Raw genomic sequence first — 6,722 nt, forward strand, 5'->3', positions numbered from 1 at the left:
GGAGTGTACCGCCCCCTACCCGGCCCACCGCCCGCGTCGGGGGGGCGGGCCGGTGGGCGCGTGGGCGCCCCGGCCCCCCCCCCCCACCTGGCAGTTCCTCGCCGGCTCCGGCGGCCGGCCGCGCACCGCGTTCGCGATCATCCTCAGCCTGTGAGAGGGCGCCGTCCGGCCCACCCCTGGCAGCGCTCGGGGGATGACCCGGACGGGGCCGCTCCCCCTCGCAGGCGGCCGGGCCTGCGGGACCCTGCAGGCGGCCGGGCCTGACGGGTCCGACGGGAGACCCCGGGGACGCCCTCGTCCGCGGGGCCTCCGCACGTCCCTCCTCGGGGATGGGAGGGAACACGAGAGAGGCCCAGGACCCCTCGGGGTCCTGGGCCTCTCCGCGTCTCAGCGCGACGGGCGCGCCGTCAGCCGGGCGTCACTCGCCGCCGGCGAGCTTGGCCCGCAGGGCCGCGAGGGCCTCGTCGCTGGCCAGCGTGCCACCGGAGGTGTCGCTGCTGGGCTCGGCGTCCCCGCTGGAGTAGCTGCCACCGGCCGCGGCCTCGGCGTCGGCGGCGCGCGCCTCCGCGATCTGCTTCCGGTGCGCCTCGAAGCGGGCCTGGGCCTCGGCGTACTGCCGCTCCCAGGTCTCGCGGGCCTCCTCGTAGCCCTCGAGCCACTCGCCGGTCTCGGCGTCGAAGCCCTCGGGGTAGATGTAGTTGCCCTGCTCGTCGTAGGACGCGGCCATGCCGTAGGCGGCCGGGTCGAAGCTCTCCTCGTCGCCGACGACACCCTCGTTGGCCTGCTTGAGCGACAGCGAGATCCGGCGCCGGTCGAGGTCGATGTCGATGACCTTGACCAGGATCTCGTCGCCGACCTGGACGACCTGCTCCGGGATCTCCACGTGGCGCTCGGCCAGCTCGGAGATGTGGACCAGGCCCTCGATGCCCTCGTCGACGCGCACGAACGCACCGAAGGGCACCAGCTTGGTGACCTTGCCCGGCACGACCTGGCCGATCTGGTGGGTCCGGGCGAACTGGCGCCACGGGTCCTCCTGCGTCGCCTTCAGCGACAGCGAGACCCGCTCGCGGTCGAGGTCGACGTCGAGCACCTCGACGGTGACCTCCTGGCCCACCTCGACGACCTCGGACGGGTGGTCGATGTGCTTCCAGGACAGCTCGGAGACGTGCACCAGGCCGTCGACTCCGCCGAGGTCGACGAAGGCACCGAAGTTGACGATCGAGGAGACGACGCCGGTGCGGACCTGGCCCTTGGCGAGCTTGTTGAGGAACTCGCTGCGGACCTCGGACTGGGTCTGCTCGAGCCACTGCCGCCGGGAGAGCACGACGTTGTTGCGGTTCTTGTCGAGCTCGATGATCTTCGCCTCGAGCTCGCGGCCCACGTAGGGCTGCAGGTCGCGGACGCGGCGCATCTCGACCAGCGAGGCGGGGAGGAACCCGCGCAGGCCGATGTCGAGGATGAGGCCACCCTTGACGACCTCGATGACGGTGCCGGTGACGACCTCGTCGGCTTCCTTCTTCGCCTCGATCGTGCCCCAGGCGCGCTCGTACTGGGCGCGCTTCTTGGACAGGATCAGGCGGCCCTCCTTGTCCTCCTTCTGGAGGACGAGGGCTTCCACCTCGTCGCCGACGCTGACGACCTCGTTGGGGTCGACGTCGTGCTTGATGGACAGCTCGCGCGAGGGGATGACGCCCTCGGTCTTGTAGCCGATGTCCAGCAGGACCTCGTCCCGGTCGACCTTGACGATGACGCCTTCGACGATGTCGCCGTCGTTGAAGTACTTGATCGTCTGGTCGATGGCGGCGAGGAAGTCCTCCGCGGTGCCGATGTCGTTGACGGCGACCTGCGGGGTGCTGCTAGGACGGACCTGGGTGGAGGTCATGTGGTCGGGTGCTCCGGACGGGGGGTGCGTAGGGACAGGACGACCCGCGGCCGGGTGACCGCGGGTGGGCGGTGGAGAGCCGGCGCGCGCCGAACCCCGATGGGTGCAGCACTGACAGACCTCTGGCGCACCCCCATGGTACGGAGCAGCGGGGGGACGGGTCCACCGGGGGCGTCGACCGCCCCCGGGCGTGCGGCGTGTCACGATCGGCGTGTCATGCCCGCCCACCCACCGCCCCCGCTACCCCTCGGCTCCGACGGCTACCCGGCCCCCGGCGGGGTCGCCCGGCGCGCGGCGGGGACGGCGGAGTCGCGGCGCGCCAACCGGCGGTGGTGGGACGCCGCGGCGCCGGCCTACCTCGCCGAGCACGGCGCCGACCTCGGGGACGTCGAGTTCCTCTGGTGCCCCGAGGGCCTGCGGGAGTCCGAGGCGCACCTGCTCGGCGACGTCCGCGGCCGCCGGGTGCTCGAGGTGGGCTGCGGGTCCGCGCCGTGCGCGCGCTGGCTGCGCCGGGCCGGGGCCGACGTGGTCGCGCTGGACCTCTCCGCGGGCATGCTGGCCCGGGCCGCCGGGCTCAACCGGTCGACGGGGATCCCCGTCCCGCTCGTGCAGGCCGACGTCGGCGCGCTGCCGGTGGTCGACGCGGCGTTCGACCTCGCGTGCTCGGCCTTCGGCGGCCTGCCGTTCGTGGCCGACGTCCGGGGGGCCCTGGCCGAGGTGGCGCGGGTGCTCCGCCCGGGCGGGCGCTTCGTCGCGTCGGTGAACCACCCGCTGCGCTGGCCGTTCCCCGACTCGCCCGACCCGGAGGACCTCCGGGTCGAGTCCTCCTACTTCGACCGCCGCCCCTACGTCGAGACCGACGACGACGGCACGGCCGTGTACGTCGAGCACCACCGCACCGTCGGGGACTGGGTGCGGGCCGTCGTCGGTGCCGGCCTGGTGCTCGAGGACCTGCTCGAGCCGGAGTGGACCCCCGGCCGGACCCAGGAGTGGGGGCAGTGGTCCCCCGGCCGCGGCGCGCTGGTGCCGGGCACGCTCGTCCTCGTCTGCAGCCGCCCGGGGTGAGCCACCGGGCCACCCGCGCCGGTCCCGTCCCCGGCACACCCTCACCCTCGACCTGAGGTGGACGGTGAGGTGGTCCCGGCACCCGCGCGCCTGCCGGACGTGCCGGCACCGGGCCTCGTCCCGTCGGGTCTAGTGAGCAGCGGCGTCCCAGCTGGGGCCGGAGCCGACCGAGACCTCGAGCGGCACGGACAGCTGTGCGGCCCCGGCCATCTCCCGGCGGACGAGCGCCTCCAGCGCCTCCCGCTCGCCCGGCGCCACCTCGAGCACCAGCTCGTCGTGCACCTGCAGCAGCATGCGGGAGCGCAGCCCCTCGGCCTCGATGGCCCGTTCCACACCCAGCATCGCGACCTTGATGACGTCGGCGGCCGAGCCCTGGATCGGCGCGTTGAGCGCCATCCGCTCGGCCATCTCGCGCCGCTGCCGGTTGTCGCTGGTGAGGTCGGGCAGGTAGCGGCGGCGGCCGAGGGTCGTCTCGGTGTACCCGGTCTGCCGCGCGTCGTCGACCACGCCGTCGAGGTAGTCGCGGATCCCGCCGAAGCGCTCGAAGTAGGCCTGCATCTGGCCGCGCGCCTCCTCCGGGGTGATGCGCAGCTGCTGGGCCAGCCCGTAGGCCGACAGGCCGTAGGCCAGGCCGTAGCTCATCGCCTTGATCCGCCGGCGCATCTCGGGGTCGACCTCGGAGATCGGGATGTCGTAGGCCCGCGAGGCGACGAAGGAGTGCAGGTCCTCCCCCGACGTGAAGGCCTCGATCAGCCCCGCGTCACCGGAGAGGTGGGCCATGATGCGCATCTCGATCTGGCTGTAGTCGGCCGTCATCAGCGACTCGTAGCCGGCCCCGACGACGAAGGCCTGGCGGATCCGCCGCCCCTCCGCCGTCCGGATGGGGATGTTCTGCAGGTTCGGGTCGGTCGAGGACAGCCGGCCGGTCGCGGCGATCGTCTGCTGGAACGTGGTGTGGATGCGTCCGCCGTCGTCGACCATCGGGATCAGGCCGTCGATGACCGTGCGCAGCCGGGTGACGTCGCGGTGCCGCAGCAGGTGCTCGAGGAAGGGGTGCCCGGTCTGCGCGAGCAGCGAGGTGAGCGCCTCGGCGTCGGTGGTGTAGCCGGACTTGATCCGCTTGGTCTTCGGCAGGCCGAGCTCGTCGAAGAGCACCGCCTGCAGCTGCTTGGGCGAACCGAGGTTGACCTCGCGGCCGATCACCGCGTAGCACTCGGCCGCGGCGGCCGCGACGCCCTCGGCGAACTCCCGCTGCAGCTCCCGCAGGAAGTCCAGGTCGGCGGCGATCCCCCGGTACTCCATGGCGGCCAGCACCCGCGTCAGCGGCAGCTCGATCGCCCCCAGCAGCGCGTCGCCGCCGCGCTGCCCGAGCACGGACTCCAGGGCGTCCGAGAGGTCGTTGACCGCGACGGCCTTGAGGACGTCGGCGTGCGCGGCCTCGCGGGCGACGTCCTCCTCCGACGGGCCCATCCCGTCGAGGGTGAGCTGGGCCTCCTCGGCGGCGGAGTCCACCAGCTCGCGGCGCAGGTACCGGACGGCGAGGTCGGCCAGGTCGAACGAGCGCTGCCCGGGCAACGCCAGGTAGGCGGCCAGCGCCGTGTCGCTGACGACGCCGGCGAGTTCCCAGCCGCGCGCCCAGATCGCCAGCAGCGGCCCCTTGACCTCGTGGACGACCTTGGGTGCCCCGGGGTCGGCCAGCCAGGCGGCCAGCGCCTGCTCGTCCCCGGCGTCGAGGTCCGGGCCGAGGTCGACGAAGGCGGTGTGGTCGTCGGCCGCCGCCAGGGCCATGCCGGTCAGCTCACCGGTGCCGCGGCCCCAGCTGCCCCGGAACACCACGCCGGTGCGGCCGGTGCGGGCGTGCGCGGCCAGCCAGTCGCCCAGGCCGCCGGCGGGCACCTCGTCGACGCTGACGTCGAAGCCGCCCTCGACCTCGGGCTCGGCGCTGCTCAGGGTCGCGAACAGCCGGTCGCGGAGGACGCGGAACTGCAGGTTGTCGAAGAGGGTGTGCACCTCGTTGCGGTCCCAGGCGCGGACGGCGAGGTCCGCGGGGCCGAGGTCGAGCGGCACCGACCGGTCCAGCTCGGTGAGCCGGCGGTTCTGCAGGACCGAGGAGAGGTGCTCGCGCAGCTTCTCCCCCACCTTGCCCTTGACGGTGTCGACCCGGTCGACGAGCTCGTCGAGGGAGCCGTACTCCCGCACCCACTTGGCCGCGGTCTTCTCCCCCACGCTGGGGATGCTGGGCAGGTTGTCGCTGGGGTCGCCCCGCAGCGCCGCGAAGTCGGGGTACTGCGCGGGCGAGAGGCCGTACTTGGCCTCGACCTCCTCGGGGGTGAACCGGGTCAGGTCGGAGACGCCCTTGCGCGGGTAGAGCACGGTGACGTGCCCGTTGACCAGCTGGAGGGCGTCGCGGTCACCGGTGCAGATCAGCACGTCCATGCCCTGCTCGACGGCCTGCACCGTGAGGGTGGCGATGACGTCGTCGGCCTCGTAGCCCTCGGCCGTGATGACCGGGACGTGCAGGGCGCCCAGCACCTCCTGGATGAGGCTGACCTGGCCGCGGAAGTCGGTCGGGCTGTCGGCCCGGTTGGCCTTGTACTCGGCGTAGATCTCGCTGCGGAACGTCTTCCGCCCCACGTCGAAGGCGACGGCGAGGTGGGTGGGCTGCTCGTCGCGCAGCACGTTGATCAGCATCGACGTGAAGCCGTAGACGGCGTTCGTGGGCTGCCCGGTCGTGGTCGAGAAGTTCTCGACCGGGAGGGCGAAGAACGCGCGGTAGGCCAGGGAGTGGCCGTCGAGCAGCAGCAGCCGCGGGCGCGCCCCGGCTCCTGCGGTCGGGGCGGCGGGGGCGGGGGCGGAGACCGAGGCGGACATCGCGCCTGATCCTAGAAGGACCCCGGTGCCCCCCGACGCTCGCGAGCTCGCGCCGGGTCCCTGCACCGGGGCCGGCCCGGGAGCGGGGCCGCCGCTGGCTACCGTGCCCCCGTGTCCCTCACCCGACCCGACTGGCTGCCGCCCGGCCTCGTGAGCCCCCTGGACGAGAAGCTGGGCATCGAGATCCTCGACCACGACCCGGACCACCTCGTCGCCCGCATGCCGGTCGAGGGCAACCAGCAGCCGGCCGGGCTGCTGCACGGCGGCGCGACGTGCGCGCTGGTGGAGACGGTGGGGTCGTGGGCCGCGGCGATCGGCGCCGGACCGGGCCGGCGGTGCGTGGGCGTGGAGCTCAACGTCAGCTACCTGCGGGCCGCGACGCGGGGCTGGGTGACGGCGGTCGCCACGCCGGCGCGGCGCGGGCGCACCCTCGCCACCTTCCGGGTCGAGGTCTCCGACGACGAGGGCCGGACGACGGCGACCGCGCGGCTCACCTGCCTGCTCGCCGACGCCTGACCAGCGGGCGGCGACGTCGCCGCAGGAGCCGATCAGGCCTCGGCGGCGGCGCCCAGCACCGGCTGGACGCGGCTCACCGCCCGGCGGCGCAGCACCGGCCGGCGGGGCGGGGGCACGAGCACCCCGCCGCGCTGCCAGGCCGCCAGTGCGCGGGCCAGGGTCTCCCGGGGGACGATGCGCCGTGTGGTGAGCGGGGCGAACCCCATCCGCGCGAAGAAGCGCTGCCGCTCGGCCTCGTGGCCGCCGACCGACGCGACGACGTGGTCGGCGCCGACCTCCTCGGCGTAACGGACGGCCGCACCCAGGAGCGCGGGGCCGGCCCCGCAGCGCCGGTTGTTGCGGTGGAACAACACGTTGTGAACGGTCAACTGCAACCAACAGAAGTAGT

5 protein-coding genes are annotated in these 6,722 nt (G+C 73.9%); 2 read left to right on the forward strand and 3 right to left on the reverse strand.

All coding sequences use genetic code 11. The features are described 5' to 3' along the window. Positions 1 to 418: 418 nt before the first annotated feature. On the reverse strand, positions 419 to 1,882 hold the full coding sequence (gene rpsA, locus ACI8AC_RS25010; RefSeq protein WP_456900564.1) for a 30S ribosomal protein S1: 1,464 nt from the start codon (positions 1,880 to 1,882) through the stop codon (positions 419 to 421). A gap of 216 nt (positions 1,883 to 2,098) precedes the next feature. Between rpsA and ACI8AC_RS25015 the strand changes: the two genes are divergently transcribed. After that, positions 2,099 to 2,947: a class I SAM-dependent methyltransferase gene (locus tag ACI8AC_RS25015; protein ID WP_456900565.1), complete on the forward strand. Its 849-nt coding sequence runs from the start codon at positions 2,099 to 2,101 to the stop codon at positions 2,945 to 2,947. Between the two features lie 129 nt (positions 2,948 to 3,076). On the opposite strand, the gene polA is transcribed toward ACI8AC_RS25015, so the two are convergent. Continuing rightward, entirely contained in the window at positions 3,077 to 5,818 is a 2,742-nt protein-coding gene (gene polA / locus ACI8AC_RS25020) for a DNA polymerase I (RefSeq protein ID WP_456900566.1), read from the reverse strand. 111 nt (positions 5,819 to 5,929) lie between these two features. Here polA and ACI8AC_RS25025 point away from each other — a divergent pair, with 111 nt between their 5' ends. Further along, positions 5,930 to 6,334, forward strand: a complete 405-nt coding sequence (locus ACI8AC_RS25025; RefSeq protein ID WP_456900567.1) for a PaaI family thioesterase — start codon at positions 5,930 to 5,932, stop codon at positions 6,332 to 6,334. A 32-nt stretch (positions 6,335 to 6,366) separates the two neighbouring features. On the opposite strand, the gene ACI8AC_RS25030 is transcribed toward ACI8AC_RS25025, so the two are convergent. Further along, a partial coding sequence (locus ACI8AC_RS25030; protein ID WP_456900568.1) for a GNAT family N-acetyltransferase occupies positions 6,367 to 6,722 on the reverse strand: 356 nt, incomplete at its 5' end.

It is taken from the genome of Geodermatophilus sp. SYSU D00758 (assembly GCF_054049955.1).

Excerpts from the sequence above, each read along its gene's own strand:
- rpsA (WP_456900564.1), bottom strand. The coding sequence starts at position 1,882 with ATGACCTCCACCCAGGTCCGTCCTAGCAGCACCCCGCAGGTCGCCGTC.
- ACI8AC_RS25015 (WP_456900565.1), top strand. The coding sequence starts at position 2,099 with ATGCCCGCCCACCCACCGCCCCCGCTACCCCTCGGCTCCGACGGCTAC.
- polA (WP_456900566.1), bottom strand. The coding sequence starts at position 5,818 with ATGTCCGCCTCGGTCTCCGCCCCCGCCCCCGCCGCCCCGACCGCAGGA.